The following is a 14,789-nucleotide window of genomic DNA, read 5'->3' on the forward strand; positions in this document are numbered from 1 at the left end:
GTGGGCGTCAAACAATTCCTCCGAAGTTTCATTTGATTCCTCCGAAGAATTTTTTATTCCCCACGTGGAAAATAAAAATTCTCCACCTGGATATTTCGAAATATCCACGTGGAAATCAGTTTTCCCCTACATGGCTTCGTTTCGATATGCAGTTGGATGTAAATTATTGTAGCTGGCCGGCGTTGAATTTCCCCAGTCAGGGCGGAGGCATTTTGCTCGTAAGGGGGCGTTGTCTTAACTTTGCGCCATAAGACCATCAAGTCAATATGCTATCACAAGAACAGATGGAGCAAGTAGTGGCTCTGAGTAGGCAGTGGGCCGACAGATCGCCTGATAGGATACTCTTCGAGCGGAGTGAGCTGGAGCCTGAGCTCAAGCGACAGATCGCCCTACAGGTCGCTCTGCTGCCTAAGATGCAGCGTAAGATGCCACGCTTTGCCGAGAGCGGTGGGTATATACCACATCGAGTCAACTTCGAGCAGAGCAGTAGCGAACTGACAGCCCGCTACAAGCAGCAATTGATAGCACCTCAAGAGCATATTCTAGACATGACTGGTGGCCTAGGCATCGACGCACTAGCGATGGCCTCTGTGTCAGAGCTGAGCGTCATCTACGAGATAGACCAGACGATGGCAGATGCCTTGACCTATAATCTGCACAAGATTTTGCCACAGGGTCCTGTCATGGTACACTGCGGGGACGCACTGGTAGCGATGGAGTGTGCTACACTTGAGGGGATCACACTCGTCTATGCAGATCCGGCTCGCCGAGATATGGAGGACCCTAATCGCCGTCTCATTAGTATGGATGAGTATAGTCCATCACCGCTACAGATTATGAGTCGGCTACAGGAGCTGGGCTATCAGGGACGACTGCTCCTCAAGTTGTCGCCGATGCTAGATATACAGTGGATATTAGAGCAGCTCCCGCAGGTCTGTGCCGTACATATAGTACAGGTGCAGGATGAGGTCAAGGAGCTACTGGTCGCTATCTCTATGCAGCGACAAGAGACTGATCCAGAGATTTATCTAGCTGTCGTGGATCGCCTGGGGCAGGTGAGCCGTTGGAGCTTCCCGTACCACAGGTTGTCGTCAGTGCGTACAGCTTATGCGACTAAGGTCGAGGAGTATATACACATTCCACAGCCACTCCTGATGAAGAGCGGTGCCTTTCACCTCATCGCTGAGGAGCAGTCGCTCACCTTACTCGGTCCCAATAGTCACATCTACACCTCAGCAAAGGCCTCTCCTAGTCCGCTCTACAAGAGTTATAAGCTCATAGAGGAGATCGACTACAGCAAGTCGACCCTTAGAGGTAAGGAACTACAGGCTCTCCGCCAGCGCTATCCAGCACTGACCATCATGTCTCGGCACTTTCCTCTGACTGCTCAGCAGCTCAAGCAGACGCTTAAGACCAATGAGAGCGATGCCTACTATCTGCTCGCTACGACTATGGGAGAGCGTGCACGTAAGCTTCTGATCCTAACCTCATGAAAAAAGAAATCCCTCCACAAATCACTTGCAGAGGGATTTTTACAAAGAAATGAAATCATCTTCATTGATGGAGGTTCGTGGCGGATTTGAACCGCCGTACACGGTTTTGCAGACCGTTGCCTAACCACTCGGCCAACGAACCATTGCTTGGCTGATTGCGACTACAAAGGTACGACAATTTTTTGACAAACCAAATACTTCCTCGTCTTAAGTATGTTTATTGGTCGGAAGCAGACTGAAATCTCCACGTCACGTGGCGGTTGGCGTTTCATACGGAAGCATCGAGAGGTTGTCCTTAGATTAAACGAAAAAGTCCTATTCGTCTCTAAGTTGGTATTCTTGAAGGACCCGACTCGGGCGTTCTAGCTCTGAAAGGGGGGTCGCTATACACCTTATTATATATGAGACAACAGACACATCTCATCTCTGGGTGGCGCTATGTGATGCTACCATACTTATTCTTGCTTACGCTGACGCTCTCGGCGCAGCAACCTGATACGCTCGTGCTGACACTAGACGAGAGCATCGCTCTCGGGCTGGAGCGGAGCCCCATGGTGCTGGGCAAGGACGTGGCTCTGGTCAACCAAATGTATGCCGAGCGGGAGGCGCAGAGTGCTCTCTACCCGCAGCTGTCGCTCTCGGGCAACTACGGCTACACGCTCAAGAAGCAGCGCATCTACTTCGACGGGATGCCCGGTATGGGCGCTATGCCAGGTATGGAAAACGGTATCGAGGTGGGACGTACACACAATATACAGCTGGGGCTACAAGCTGGTATGCCACTCGTCAATGCGACGCTCTGGAAGGCGTTGCAGATCAATCGCACACAAGTTGACCTGGCACTACAGCAGGCTACGCAGTCTCGTCAGGAGTTGGTCGGGCAGATCAAGAAAGCCTTCTACACGGTGCTCCTCGCACAGGAGTCTTGTGAGACATTGCAGCAAAGCATGCGCAATGCGGAGCTGAACCTCGAGCGCGTCACGCAGCGGTACGAAGCTGGGCTCGTGGCGGAGTACGACAAGATGCGTGCTGAGGTACAGTACGCCAATATCAAGCCCTCAGTACTGCAAGCAGAGCAGGGCGTTGACCTAGCCTATATGCAGTTGGCGGTACTCCTAGGACTAGACCCTCACACAGGTCTGCGACTGGTGGGGCACCTCGAGGACTACCAAGCCGAGAGCCAGAGACTCATAGCGCAGGTGCCAACGACCGACTCGCTATGGCTTACGACCAATCCGACTATGCGAGCACTAGAGCTACAGCAGCAGATAGCGGACGAGAGTATCAAGCTCTCCAAGCTGAGCTGGGTGCCTTCGATTTCGTTGGGTGCAAACTACAATTACAACTTCTCGTCAAACGACTTTGACCTCTCGAAGAGTCGTCTCTGGGTTCCCTTTTCAGTCGTGAGCCTACAGTTTCAATTTCCACTCTTCACAGGGCTGAAAAACTACTACACGACGCGACAAGCTAAGGGGCGGGCTTTGCTCCTGAAGCTACAGCGACAAGATGCTGAGCGGTCACTCACGCTCGGTATGCAGAGCCAGCGAGACAAAGCACGTAAGGCGCAGGAGCAGTACAGCACAGCGACACAGATACAGGCGACAGCCGAGCGGGGCTACACCATCGCACAGCGTATGTACGACAAGGGCATGGGTACGCTCCTAGAGGTGAACGATGCCGAGCTGGCACTACTACAAGCTCGTCTCAACCAGACACAAGCACTCTACGACTACCTCATAGCGGGTGTAGAGATAGAGCAACTCATTGCCCCCGAGACACCGCTCTCCTCCGATCCAAGCAATGATTACGAGGAGCGTCTCAACTCGATCAAACGAATGACACGATACTTCTAACGCCATATATCCTAATTAAGCCAAAAACAATATCCTATGTTTCTCTCTATACGTACACTTGCTCCGATAGCACTGAGCCTAGCACTCGTCTCTCTCACCAGTTGTCAGTCGGCGAGCAAGGAGGGCAAGACGACCTTTTCGCACACGATCGACTCGACAGACATCAAGCATGTGGAGGTGGCGACCGTCTCAGTGCAGACACTCCCAGACCTACAAGAGTACACCAGCACGGTCGAGGCTAAGGTGACTAATCAGATAGCTCCGCAGATGGCCTCCCGCATCAAGCGCATCTATGTAGAGGTGGGGCAGCAGGTCTCTCGTGGGCAACTCCTCGCTGAGATGGACCACAGCCAGCTGGAGCAGGCGCGTCTGCAGCTCGAGGAGCGCAAGAGCGCACTGGCTCGTATAGACGAACTATACAAGATAGGCGGTATCTCGCAGTCGGACTGGGAGGCAACGCAGCGAGCCCTCACACTGGCTCAGACGAGCTACAATAATATAAGGGAGAATACACAGCTTCGTAGCCCTATCTCAGGGGTGGTCACAGCGCGCAACTACGATGCGGGCGATATGATGTCGCCGCAGATGCCTCTGCTCGTTGTGGAGCAGATCAACCCAGTGGTGCTACGGATCAATCCCTCGGAGCGTTACTACGGGCAAATGACCAAAGGGATGCCGGTGACGATTACTTCGGAGTCCCTGCCTGACGAGACTTTTGCCGGTAAGATTTCGCTGAAGTATCCGACGATCAATCCACAGACTCACACCTTTACGATGGAAGTCGAGGCGACCAATCCTGAGCGCAAGCTGGTGCCTGGACAGTACGCTCGCATCTCGATCAATCTAGGCGACAAGGAGTATACGGTCGTCCCCACAGAGAGCATCGTCAAGCAGATAGGCAGCGCTGAGCAGTGCGTCTATATCGTACGAGACGGCATCGCCCATCGGCAGGTAGTTGTCGTAGAGCGTACCATCGGCAAGTACACAGCGATCCGTGAGGGCGTCTCCTCAGGCGATGTCGTAGTCACGACTGGAGCCAGCATCCTATCCGATCAGATGCCTGTACAGATTTCGCAGGCTCAGAAGTAATCTCTCCCAACACACAGATCCTCGCCTTTAGCTTATGAGTCTTTATCAATCAGCCGTACGTCGTCCTGTCACCACGATCATGATCTTCGTCGGGGTGGTCGTCTTGGGTCTTTTTGCCTTGACACGCCTGCCGATAGATCTCCTGCCCGATATGCAGATCAATCGGGTCATGGTCGTCACTTCTTACTCGGGAGCCGCTCCTGAAGAGGTGGAGAACAACATTACCAAGCCCATCCAAAACGTCCTCAACGGTATCAACGGAGTCAAGCACATTACATCGCAAAGCAAGGAAAATGTCTCTGTCGTCACGCTGGAGCTCAGAGAGGGACTGGACATAGAGAATGCGATCAACGATACCCGCGACAAGATCAGTGCTATCGCGGAGGCACTCCCCGACGGGGCTGGCACGCCAAACATTATCAAGTTTGGCATGGATGACATCCCTATCCTCATGCTCTCGATCAAGTCGGACGCTAGCTCCAAGTCGCTCTACAAAATCCTAAATGATCAGTTGATAACCCCTCTAGGACGCATTGACGGGGTGGGGGGTGTCAACCTACTAGGTGCTAGACAACGACAGATCAACGTCTACTGCGACCCGCACAAGCTCGAGAGCTACGGCATCACGGTCAGTGATGTGAGCAACCTCATTGCGGTCGCAAACCGCAACATCTCGGCTGGGTCGATGAACCTAGAAACGAGTAAAATCTCCCTCCGAGCTATCGGTGAGATCGTTGATCCGAAGCAGTTAGAGGAGCTCCCCATAACGAGCTTCGCTGGCCGGACCATCTATCTGCGAGACGTGGCGAGCATCGTAGATGGCGATCCTGAGCAGCAAACGCTCGCCTATGTGGACAACCAGAGGGGCGCGATGCTCATGTTGATGAAGCAATCGGGTGCCAACACGGTTCAGGTGAATAAGCGTGTCCTCAAGGCGCTCCCGCAGATTGTTAAGAACCTCCCCACGGACATTAAGATAGAGGTGATTATGGATCAGAGCGACTTCATCGTGCGCTCGATCAATAGTCTGAGCTCGACGATCGGCATCACCTTCTGCGTCGTGATGCTCATCGTGCTACTCTTCCTGGGCCGATGGCGCGCCACCTTTATCATCGTTCTGACGATCCCGATATCGCTGCTCTCGGCCTTCATATACCTACTGCTGACGGGTAATTCGCTCAACATCATCTCGCTCAGTTCGCTCTCCATAGCCATCGGTATGGTGGTGGACGATGCGATCGTGGTACTAGAAAACATTACCAACCACATCGAGCGGGGAAGCTATCCGAAGCAAGCTGCCGTCCATGCGACCAACGAGGTGGCACTCTCAGTCATCGCCTCTACGCTAACGATGCTGGCGGTCTTCCTCCCGATGGTGATGATGCAGGGCATGGCGGGACTACTCTTCCGTCAGCTCGGCTGGATCGTCAGTATCGTGATGATCGTCTCAACCATCTGTGCACTCGCCCTGACACCTACGCTCTGTGCCCACATGCTCCGAGCTAATCGTCAGCGCCAGGAGGGAAAAGTATCCCAAAAGATTCTACGCCCCTTCAACGACTTCATCCAGCGACTGACGGTACTCTACCAGCGCACGCTCGCCTGGGTGCTACGACACAAGTGGCTCACGGTAGGCTTGTCCGTAGGCATCTTCGCACTATCGCTCACGCTGGGCTCGCTGGTTAAGACCGAGTTCATGCCGCAGGGAGACGGTGGCTATATATTTGTCAAAGCGTACTACCCTGTAGGCACTACCATAGACCGCCCGCTCGCTGAGGGCCATCGCCTCACCGAGGAGTGGCACAAGAAGTACCCCGAGATAGAGATGCTCCAGTTCTCCACGGGTCAAGCTGATGCGTTCCAGTCTGGCGCTTCGACGCTAGCTCAGGACAATGCGGATAATCTTCTCTCCTTCAATATCAAGCTGGTCGATGCCTCCGAGCGAAAGCGTTCCTCTAAGGAGGTTGCTGCCGAGATGCGTCGTGATCTGAGTGCCACGCCTGGTATCAAGCAGTACAACGTCTCCATTCAGACAGGTGGCGGGGGACAGCAAAGCACTGTCAATGTTGATATCTATGGACACGATTTTGCCGTCACCGATCAGATCTCCAAAGCGTTTATGGCGGAGATTAGGAAGTCGCCAGCTTGTGCTCAGGCACTGAGCAATCGCGACGAGTTTATGCCTGAGTACCAGGTCATCTTCGACCCGCAGCGTCTCGCTGAGCATGGCTTGACCAATAGTATGGTAGCGAGCTATCTGCGCAACAGCATTTATGGAGCCACCGCCTCCTTCTATCGTGAGGATGGGCAGGAGTATGAGATCCGTGTGCGACTAGCTCCCGAGTTCAGACGCTCGCTAGACGATGTGGCGCAGACACTCGTACGCACCCCGCAGGGAACGAGTGTACGACTAGGCGAACTGGGCAAAGTCGTGGAGCACTTTGCGCCTCCCGCCATTTACCAGAAAGACCGCTCTCGTGTCGTCACCATTGCCCTCACGCCAGCACCTAAGGCTGCGCTCTCAGACCTCGTCCGCACCGCTCAGAAGACCCTCGACGGGATGGATATGCCCGAGGGCGTGAGCTACGAGATCACAGGAGCTTTCGAGCAGCAGCAAGAGGCTTTTGCAGACTTAGGGACGCTCCTGCTGCTCATTGTCTTCCTAGTCTTCATCGTTATGGCTGCGGAGTTTGAGAGTTTGGCCTCCCCGTTTGTCATTATGTTTTCCGTGCCCTTTGCCTTTACGGGCGTCATCATCGGTTTGCTCGTGACGGGTGTCCCCCTGAGTATCATTGCCTTCATTGGAGCGATCATGCTCGTCGGTATCGTGGTGAAGAATGGTATCGTCCTGATCGACTACACCATACTCAATCGTGAGCGTGGCATGTCCGTACGCACTGCGCTGCTCCATGCGGGAGCGTCGCGTCTGCGTCCTGTGCTGATGACGACGCTCACGACCGTCTTCGGTATGGTCCCGATGGCTATCGGCATCGGGCAGGGTAGCGAGATGTGGCAGCCGATGGGTGTCACGGTAGCCTTCGGACTGACCATCTCAACGCTGGTCACGCTCCTCCTGATCCCCTGTATCTATGCGCTGGTCTCTCGCCGTCAGATAAGGCGTCGGCGTAAGAAAAGTCTCAAAAACCACCACTAAGCTATGAATAGACAAAAGGCAATCTTCATCGTCTACAACAGTGCCCTGCATGGGCTCGTACTGCGCACCCTCGAGCAGCACAATGCCAAGGGCTATACCGAGTGGAGCGAAGTCTACGGACGTGGCTCCGCAACGGGCGAACCGCATCTCGGTAGCCACGCCTGGCCGACGACCAATGGTGCTATGATGGTTATCACGGACGCTGAGCGAGCCGAGCGACTCCTCGCGGCACTGCATCAGATCGACCAAGACAATCCGAAGCAAGGGCTGAGAGCCTTCGCCTGGGAGGTCACCGACATGATCTAACGAATACAGCACTAGCACAACAGAAAGCGTCAGTCTCGCACGAGCGAGGCTGACGCTTTCTTCATTGTGAGGGGAGGGTGATCAGCTAACTTCTGATCACTCTATTCCCGACCAAAGCTGCTTGCAGATTTAGTCTGCAAACGCTCTCTTTGCTTTGACACTTACGTCTCTACTTCTTTATGATTTGAACTGTTTCGCCAGACAAAGTGAGCAAATATACGCCTTGAGGAAGGTGTGATAGATTGACGACGCCCTCTCCAGTTGCATTCGTTGTGAATGTCTCAATTTGGTTGCCAGCGAGATCCATCACGATGGCTGTAGCGTCAGGAGCTTCTGAAGTGATATGTAAATAGTCTATGACGGGGTTGGGTGTAACTTGAATCCCCTGATGAGATGACAATCTCTGCGTAGCACTTACATCATGTCCTGGGAATTTGTTTTGGCCTTGATTCTCGTACCCCTTCCAGTCATATACGTTCCATTTCTTCTGCTTTAGATCTTCAACGACTTTAACAGGACAGACATTCTTATCGTTTTCATCTTTAGAGTCTATCACATAAATCTCTCCCATCTGTTTTTCAGTAGCTGTAGAGAGAGACTCTGAGAGAAGCTTGAATGCGTTCTTATCCAACTGATTGGTGTAGCACAAGATATCAAACAGTTTAGGACAGTTCTCTGCCTTAAGCTGTGTCAGCTTGTTTACTGCTACGTTGAGATAGGTAAGCGTAGGTATATTTGAAACATTTAGCTCTGTCAGAAGGTTACCCTCCAGACTAACACGACTCAGCTTATGATTTGCAGAGAGATCGATTGCAGTCAATTCGTTTCCCTTAGCCTCTAACAAGTCTAGATTGGTCAAAGCCTTTACGTCTAATGTCTTCAAGCCACACTTAGAGATTGTAAGACTCTTAAGCTGGGGAACTACGGATAAGTCTATCTCTTTAAGTGGATTCATTGAAGCATGTAGGACGGACAAGTTAGGTACTGAAGAGAAATCAAGTTGTGAGATCTCATTTTGTGAGCACTCTAGTACCGTAAGCTCAGGCGTGTGGGTGAGATCTATCTTATCTAGCAGATTGGCATAACAGATCAGTCGCGACAACTTTTTTGTATGACTTAAGTCTATCGTCTCAAGATAATTGTTGTTGACATCTAGCGAAATAAGCTCCGTACAAGCAGAGAGGTCTATGCCCTCCAAGATGTTATGGTCGAGCTTGAGGTGCTTCATAGACTTACTAGCGGAGAGGTCAATAGACTTAAAGTTATTATAGGGAGCAAATAGTATCTCCATTTTAGGACACTTCGTCAAGTCCAGTGTTTGAAGTTTGCATCCACTGCAGCCTAGACTAATCAAGTTGGGCAGAGCTGTCAGGTCAAAAGACTCTAGCTTAAGATCTGAGATATCCATATGCTCTAGGAGCGTATTCTTTGACAAGTCAAGGCTTGTAATATTCGTACCAGCAACTCCAAGACGGGTTAGCTTGGTAAGCATTGATACATCAATGCTGTATAGAGGATTTTCTCGTATTGATAGGTTGTTCAGCTCTGTGTTTTTACTACAATCTAGAGAGGATAGATTGTTGTTGTCACAGATAAGAGACTCGAGATGAGAGTTCCCAGAGATCTCAAGTTCATACAACCCGTTATTGGCGCACACCAAGGTGTTGATGGGTCCGTAAATTGAGAAGGCTTTAGACTCTACCTCATGAGTAATTGAAGTGACATTGTCACCAGACTCCCAATTCGTTACCTCCTCATTAGTGTCTTTGACTCCATTATTGTTCCAATCGATCCATACGCTAGACCGATCGGCTTCAGGGGCATCTATGCTGAGCATATAACCCCCAAATGGCACATTGCCATCAGACTTAAGTTTGATGACGGGACTCTCTCCGTTTTGTGCCCAAAGGGCAACCCCTGTCACAGAGGACAGAAGAAAGAGAAACATAAATCGAGTAAGTTTTCTCATATCAAGATGTATTTGATGTTTAGTGGATCTGCAAAGGTACGGTTTTTCTCTTTTACGATAAAGCTCTGGCTAGGTTAGATTAGCTAGAGCTTTTATCAGCGAGGCTGACGCTTTCTTCGTCTTTGTGGGGGAGCGGGCGGTAGCTTCCAGCTGAAATGTTAACTTTCCAAAACCATTCCAAGCTTGGAAATTTATTTTTCCAAGGGAGGAAAAGAAAATTTCCAAGGGTGGAAAATAAGTTTTCCAACGCTGGAAAAGAAAGTTTCCAACGCTGGAAAGGTTCCTTTCCTCTGTTGGAAAGTTCAAACCCCTCCCTAGGAACGATTTGCTCCCGCAAATCTTACGAATAACGACATGTAGGGACGCACGGTCGTGCGTCCGTTGTGTCAAAGGTTACAGCGTCAAGATCGTTCGACAACGGACGCACGACCGTGCGTCCCTACAAAGGGCTACCCGTCACGGCTGACTTGGGGACGGACGCACCGACGGCTTGCATCCGACTGGGTGTCCTTACATATCGTTACACAGCTATTTGTTGAGCTCGATGAGGCGATCGTTGAGATCGGCATTGCTCCGCAGGCGGGGTATCTTGTGCTGCCCGCCGAGTTTGCCTTGCTCCTCGAGCCAGTCGTTGAAGAGCCCTCGCCGAGCAACCACCAGATGGGGCATCAGGAGTGCCATATCGGCATAGCGCTTGGCCTCGTAGTCACTATTGAGCGTACGGAGCTCTTGATCGATGCGCTCGATGAAGTGCTCTGGATCGGCTGGCGGTGTGTCAAACTCTACGATCCACTCGTGATAGCCATTGGCCGTCTCAAGGCAGAAGCGCGGTGCCACCGTATAGTCGCGCACCGTGACGCCCATCTCCTGGGCGACGCGCGAGATGGCTGTGGTCGTGTTGTGGACCATCAGCTCCTCGCCGAAGGCGTTGATAAAGCTCTGCGTACGTCCTGTGATGATGAACTTGTAGGGGTGCAGCTCGGTGAACATAACCGTGTCGCCGATGATGTAGCGGTAGAGCCCTCCGAGGGTGGAGATGACGAGTGCATAGTTGACCCCTTTCTGTACGTCGGCTAGCGGTATAGCTTGACGGTCAGGGGCGTCAAACTGAGACATTGGGATGAACTCGTAGAAGATGCCGTAGTCCTGCATCAGGAGCATAGAGCTAGAGGTGGGGTCGTCCTGAACGCCAAAGAAGCCCTCGCTCGCATTGTAGGTCTCACGATACTGCATCCGCTCGGACGGGATGACTTGGCGGTAGCGCTCACGATACGGATCGAAGCTGATCCCCCCGTGAAAGAATACCTCGAGGTGAGGCCATACCTCCGAGAGGTTCTCCCGTTCTGTATACTCTAGGATCGCCATGATGGTCTCGAGCATCCAGCTCGGCACGCCTGAGAGACTGCCCACATCTGCTGTTGCCACCTCCCGGACGATCTGTCGCATTTTGGCGGTCCATTCGCTCATGAGGAGGGTCTGCTTCGAGGGAACGCGGTACATCTGTCCTAGGGCTGGCATGTTTTCCACCAAGATGGCGGAGAGGTCGCCCGTATGGGTGCCTGCGGCAAACTCAGTCGGTTTGTGGCTTCCTCCGATGACTAAGCTTTTGTGCGCAAAAAACTCGCTGTCGGGTCGTGTGTCTAGATAAAGCCAGAGCGCATCTTTGGCTCCCTGATAGTGGCAACTCTGCAGATGCAACCCAGGCACGGGAAGGTATTTGCTGCGACCTCCCGAGGTGCCACTGGAGGTGGCGAACCAGCGACAGCTACCCTTGATGAGCTGATTGCGCTCTCCCTGTAGCATACGCTCTACCCAGGGGCGCAGCTCCTCGTACTCAACGATCGGGACGATGCGCTGGTAGTCGCTGTAGGTGCGGATAGGCTCGCTCGTGAGGGACTGCTCGTAGGCGGTGCCACGTAGTACACGCATGACGCGCTTGAACTGACGCGTTTGGATAGCTTCGCTCTGCTTAGCGTACTGCTCGATGCTCTTGAGCCGGAGGTACATGAGGCGATAGATGGTTGCGGTCTTTCTGTCCATAGTATTGGGGATTACTTTACGGCTACCAGTCTCTGATAGCGTAGCATGGGGGAGGTAAGGTAGACGAGGGTCGTGTATTGGTTTTCTGTCTGATAGTAGTCGCCCTCGATAGCGTTGCTGGCTAGGGGAGCGGGCGATGGCGAGGTACTGTATCGGTAGCTGACGTAGCCCCCCTTGACGAGGAGCGATAGCTCGAAGTAGCCCGTCTCGCGGTTGTAGCGTAGCGTGCGTTGCTCCTTAGGCAGTGCGTCAAAGGCGACTCCCTCGATGAATGGGGTGCCATACCTGAGCGGGTCATCCAGAGCCAGTCGCCAGGTGACGAGGTAGTAGTCTGTCATGGTCTCGTCGTAGTACGGGTCGTAGTCTGTCTGGCGCACCTTGCGATAGCCATTGGCATCGGAGAGCGTAATGTAGCTACCGCTCGTCGGGCGGTCTAGATAAAGGTCAGCCTTAGTGGGCGCCTCCTGACTATTCAGGTGCTCCACACCCATATTTGCCTCGTAGGGCGACAGTATCTCGTAAGCGCGCCACTCATTGCCCGCTGCAAAGGTGGCTCCGTCATGGCCTCTGAAGGTGAGCCGCCCAGGAGCGAGGGAGGTGGGGCGGGTGAGTCGCTGGTAGCGGGTGGAGGAACCGTTCTGGCCGACAGTGACGAGTAGCTCCGTGAGCGGATCGGTGGTTAGTGTGGGGGAAAAGGTCAGCTCTAGTTCCACTTGCTGAAAGCGGGAGTAGTTGCCCTGAGGCGTCGTCGGTACCACCTGCTGAGCGACCTCGGCGAGAGGCTCATAGAGGGCAAAGCTGGTGACGAAGATAGGCTCCTCTTGCAGCTCTTCGCACCAAGCGGTGAGGCGGTAATTGCCCGAGAGAAGCGGTTGCAGTACGGAGGCACCTCCGAGGCGCAGCTCGTAGTGACGGTAGGCGACGCTCGTGGCTTCCGAAGGGGTGCTCTCGTCCGTCTGCCAGCGCGCTCCGACCCATCCGTCGATGTATTCGCTGAGCGCCATACGGTCATTGACCTGCCAGTCAGCATCGCACAGCTCCAGCTGGTAGTGGATGCGGTGCGGGACAGGGTCTGCGAGGTCAAAGCTCACCACAACTTCCTCATCGCTACTAGCCAAGCGAGCGATCGGGTAGGGTATAGCAACCGGCTCCCCGTCACGCCACACCTGACACTGTAGAGTCTGTACCTCTGTCGTATAGATGTGATGTGGGAATATCTCTCCTCCCGAGAGTGAGCCAGCGAGGCCTAGGAGGAGCCAGCAAAGCGTCCATAGCTTGTTCATCGTCCCAAAGTTACAGATCTTTGATGGAATGACAAAGAGTCCACCACTGCACTAGACTCCGCAACCCTTACGAGTAACCCGCTGTAGGGGCGGACCGATGTGTCCGCCCGTCCTCATCGGAGCGCAGTATGCCTTGTGGGCGGACACGCAGGTCCGCCCCTACACGGGACCACATCAACATGACAAGTTCAGCCATTAGATGCTGTAACTCTAGTGTTCGCTTTCTAAGTTCAAATGCAAGCAAATCGTTATTCGTAGTATTTGCGTAATTGACTTGTGAGCGCACAAACAAAAAGGAGACAGACGCCCGCCGTGGGTGTCTGTCTCCTATTTTGTCTTCTGGCTAGCTCGAGGCTAGCGCATCGCTTTGCGATTAGTTGCCGTGAGCCGCTTGGATCTCCTCGTACTTAGCATTGTTGCCCAGTGCGTAGTAGATATTACCGAGTAGGTAGTAAGACGCGTCTGGGTTGATGCTGTAAGCCTTCTCGAGGTAGGGGAGAGCCTTGTTGAGCAGTGCTGTGCGCTTCTCTTGAGCCGCAGCTCTACCGCCATCCTCCTTGTCAGAGACCTCTACCGCCTCGTTGTAGTAGATACGTCCTATGTTACAGAGCGACTCGACATAGTTAGGATCTACCTCTAGTGCTTTGCTAAACCACTTGATAGCTTCCTCCTCATTGCTCTCCTCGTAGAGCTTACCCATCACGTCGTAGAGCTGGGGGTTCTCGGGATTGAGCTCGATAGCCTGAGTGAGGAAGGCACGCGCCTCGTCATACTTGTTCTGTACGATGTAAGTATTGATCAGGTTGACAGAGTAGTATGGCTCCTTGGGGAAGAGCTTGAGACCCTCGCGCATCGTCGTGATGTAGTTGGTCGTGTCGCCCTCCTCGATGTAGGTCTGAGCGAGGATCTGGTAGACCTCGTTCTGACGATAACCAGAGTTCTTAAGCTCCTCACCATACTTGATAGCTAGCTGCTTGTCGCCAGCCTGATAAGCTGTGATGATAGCAAAGAAGTCAACCATGAGCGAGTTGGAGTCTGTCTGAGCGATCTTATCACCCTCGAAGAGTGGTGAATGCTTGATCTCTCTGAATGACTGGAATGCCTTGAGTGCACTCTTGAAGTCCTTCTGCTCCATGTAGTATCCTCCGGCATTGATGTAGTAGAGGAGGTTGTCCTTGTATGCCTTAGAGATCTTCTTCTCAAACTTAGGGCGCACCTTGCCCTTGTCGTTGGGCTGGTGATCGATCTCGTAGGTCTTTGTGTAGTACTCGTGCATAGCGAGTAGAGCCTTGTACATGCTAGCGAGATCTTGTGGCTCATTCTTGAGGCTCTTCTGATTTTCGCCTGTGAAAGCACGCTCCTCGATCAGTCCTGCGGTGTACCATGTCTTGGCGTCGTCCTTGGTCTCAGGGTTTTCAAGTGCCTGCTGGATTAGGTTACGAGCCCCAGGATAGTCAGGCTTGCTCGCATCAGACAGACGATCAGCGCCTCTGACGTTTGAGGTCTGTGCGCATCCGAATGTTAGTGCACTCATCAGCACGAGTAGCACTAGGGTTACCTTGCGTGTTGTTTTCATATTTCAAGTAGATGTTACTGGTTTGT

Annotated in this window: 9 protein-coding genes and 1 tRNA gene; 5 read left to right on the plus strand and 5 right to left on the minus strand. The window is 52.9% G+C overall.

Features of this window, described 5'->3' with window-relative positions; genetic code table 11:
* The first annotated feature begins 266 nt into the window (after positions 1-266).
* The gene (locus RDM37_RS03545) at positions 267-1,493 is read left to right on the plus strand and encodes a class I SAM-dependent methyltransferase (protein ID WP_308555054.1); all 1,227 of its coding nucleotides are present in this window, start codon (positions 267-269) and stop codon (positions 1,491-1,493) included.
* A 68-nt stretch (positions 1,494-1,561) separates the two neighbouring features.
* Here RDM37_RS03545 and RDM37_RS03550 read toward each other — a convergent pair.
* Positions 1,562-1,635: transfer RNA gene (locus RDM37_RS03550), tRNA-Cys, on the minus strand.
* Positions 1,636-1,894: 259 nt separating this feature from the next.
* Here RDM37_RS03550 and RDM37_RS03555 point away from each other — a divergent pair.
* The 4 genes from RDM37_RS03555 to RDM37_RS03570 are packed head-to-tail and all read left to right on the plus strand — an operon-like array spanning position 1,895 to position 7,895.
* Positions 1,895-3,346, plus strand: a complete 1,452-nt coding sequence (locus RDM37_RS03555; RefSeq protein WP_308555056.1) for a TolC family protein — start codon at positions 1,895-1,897, stop codon at positions 3,344-3,346.
* 36 nt (positions 3,347-3,382) lie between these two features.
* Positions 3,383-4,435: an efflux RND transporter periplasmic adaptor subunit gene (locus RDM37_RS03560; RefSeq protein ID WP_308555058.1), complete on the plus strand. Its 1,053-nt coding sequence runs from the start codon at positions 3,383-3,385 to the stop codon at positions 4,433-4,435.
* A 34-nt stretch (positions 4,436-4,469) separates the two neighbouring features.
* Positions 4,470-7,589, plus strand: coding sequence for an efflux RND transporter permease subunit (locus RDM37_RS03565; protein WP_308555060.1), 3,120 nt, complete (start codon positions 4,470-4,472; stop codon positions 7,587-7,589).
* Between the two features lie 3 nt (positions 7,590-7,592).
* Positions 7,593-7,895, plus strand: a complete 303-nt coding sequence (locus RDM37_RS03570; RefSeq protein WP_004331008.1) for a PG0541 family transporter-associated protein — start codon at positions 7,593-7,595, stop codon at positions 7,893-7,895.
* 169 nt (positions 7,896-8,064) lie between these two features.
* On the opposite strand, the gene RDM37_RS03575 is transcribed toward RDM37_RS03570, so the two are convergent.
* The 4 genes from RDM37_RS03575 to RDM37_RS03590 form a co-directional block, all read right to left on the minus strand.
* Positions 8,065-9,864, minus strand: coding sequence for a T9SS type A sorting domain-containing protein (locus tag RDM37_RS03575; RefSeq protein WP_308555062.1), 1,800 nt, complete (start codon positions 9,862-9,864; stop codon positions 8,065-8,067).
* A gap of 528 nt (positions 9,865-10,392) precedes the next feature.
* A complete protein-coding gene (locus RDM37_RS03580) occupies positions 10,393-11,904 on the minus strand; it encodes a GH3 auxin-responsive promoter family protein (RefSeq protein ID WP_308555064.1) in 1,512 nt (503 codons plus the stop codon).
* Positions 11,905-11,915: 11 nt separating this feature from the next.
* The gene (locus RDM37_RS03585; protein ID WP_308555066.1) at positions 11,916-13,187 is read right to left on the minus strand and encodes a type IX secretion system plug protein domain-containing protein; all 1,272 of its coding nucleotides are present in this window, start codon (positions 13,185-13,187) and stop codon (positions 11,916-11,918) included.
* 373 nt (positions 13,188-13,560) lie between these two features.
* Positions 13,561-14,763 carry a tetratricopeptide repeat protein gene (locus RDM37_RS03590; RefSeq protein ID WP_308555068.1) on the minus strand — a complete coding sequence of 401 codons (1,203 nt, stop codon included), beginning with the start codon at positions 14,761-14,763 and terminating at the stop codon, positions 13,561-13,563.
* Positions 14,764-14,789 lie beyond the last annotated feature (26 nt).

The organism is uncultured Porphyromonas sp. (assembly GCF_902489635.1).
Taxonomy (GTDB): Bacteria; Bacteroidota; Bacteroidia; order Bacteroidales; family Porphyromonadaceae; genus Porphyromonas.

What these genes read in the sequence shown, in the direction of transcription:
- RDM37_RS03545 (WP_308555054.1), top strand. Translation starts at nt 267, where the DNA reads ATGCTATCACAAGAACAGATGGAGCAAGTAGTGGCTCTGAGTAGGCAG.
- RDM37_RS03560 (WP_308555058.1), top strand. Translation starts at nt 3,383, where the DNA reads ATGTTTCTCTCTATACGTACACTTGCTCCGATAGCACTGAGCCTAGCA.
- RDM37_RS03565 (WP_308555060.1), top strand. Translation starts at nt 4,470, where the DNA reads ATGAGTCTTTATCAATCAGCCGTACGTCGTCCTGTCACCACGATCATG.
- RDM37_RS03575 (WP_308555062.1), bottom strand. Translation starts at nt 9,864, where the DNA reads ATGAGAAAACTTACTCGATTTATGTTTCTCTTTCTTCTGTCCTCTGTG.
- RDM37_RS03555 (WP_308555056.1), top strand. Translation starts at nt 1,895, where the DNA reads ATGAGACAACAGACACATCTCATCTCTGGGTGGCGCTATGTGATGCTA.
- RDM37_RS03580 (WP_308555064.1), bottom strand. Translation starts at nt 11,904, where the DNA reads ATGGACAGAAAGACCGCAACCATCTATCGCCTCATGTACCTCCGGCTC.
- RDM37_RS03590 (WP_308555068.1), bottom strand. Translation starts at nt 14,763, where the DNA reads ATGAAAACAACACGCAAGGTAACCCTAGTGCTACTCGTGCTGATGAGT.
- RDM37_RS03585 (WP_308555066.1), bottom strand. Translation starts at nt 13,187, where the DNA reads ATGAACAAGCTATGGACGCTTTGCTGGCTCCTCCTAGGCCTCGCTGGC.
- RDM37_RS03570 (WP_004331008.1), top strand. Translation starts at nt 7,593, where the DNA reads ATGAATAGACAAAAGGCAATCTTCATCGTCTACAACAGTGCCCTGCAT.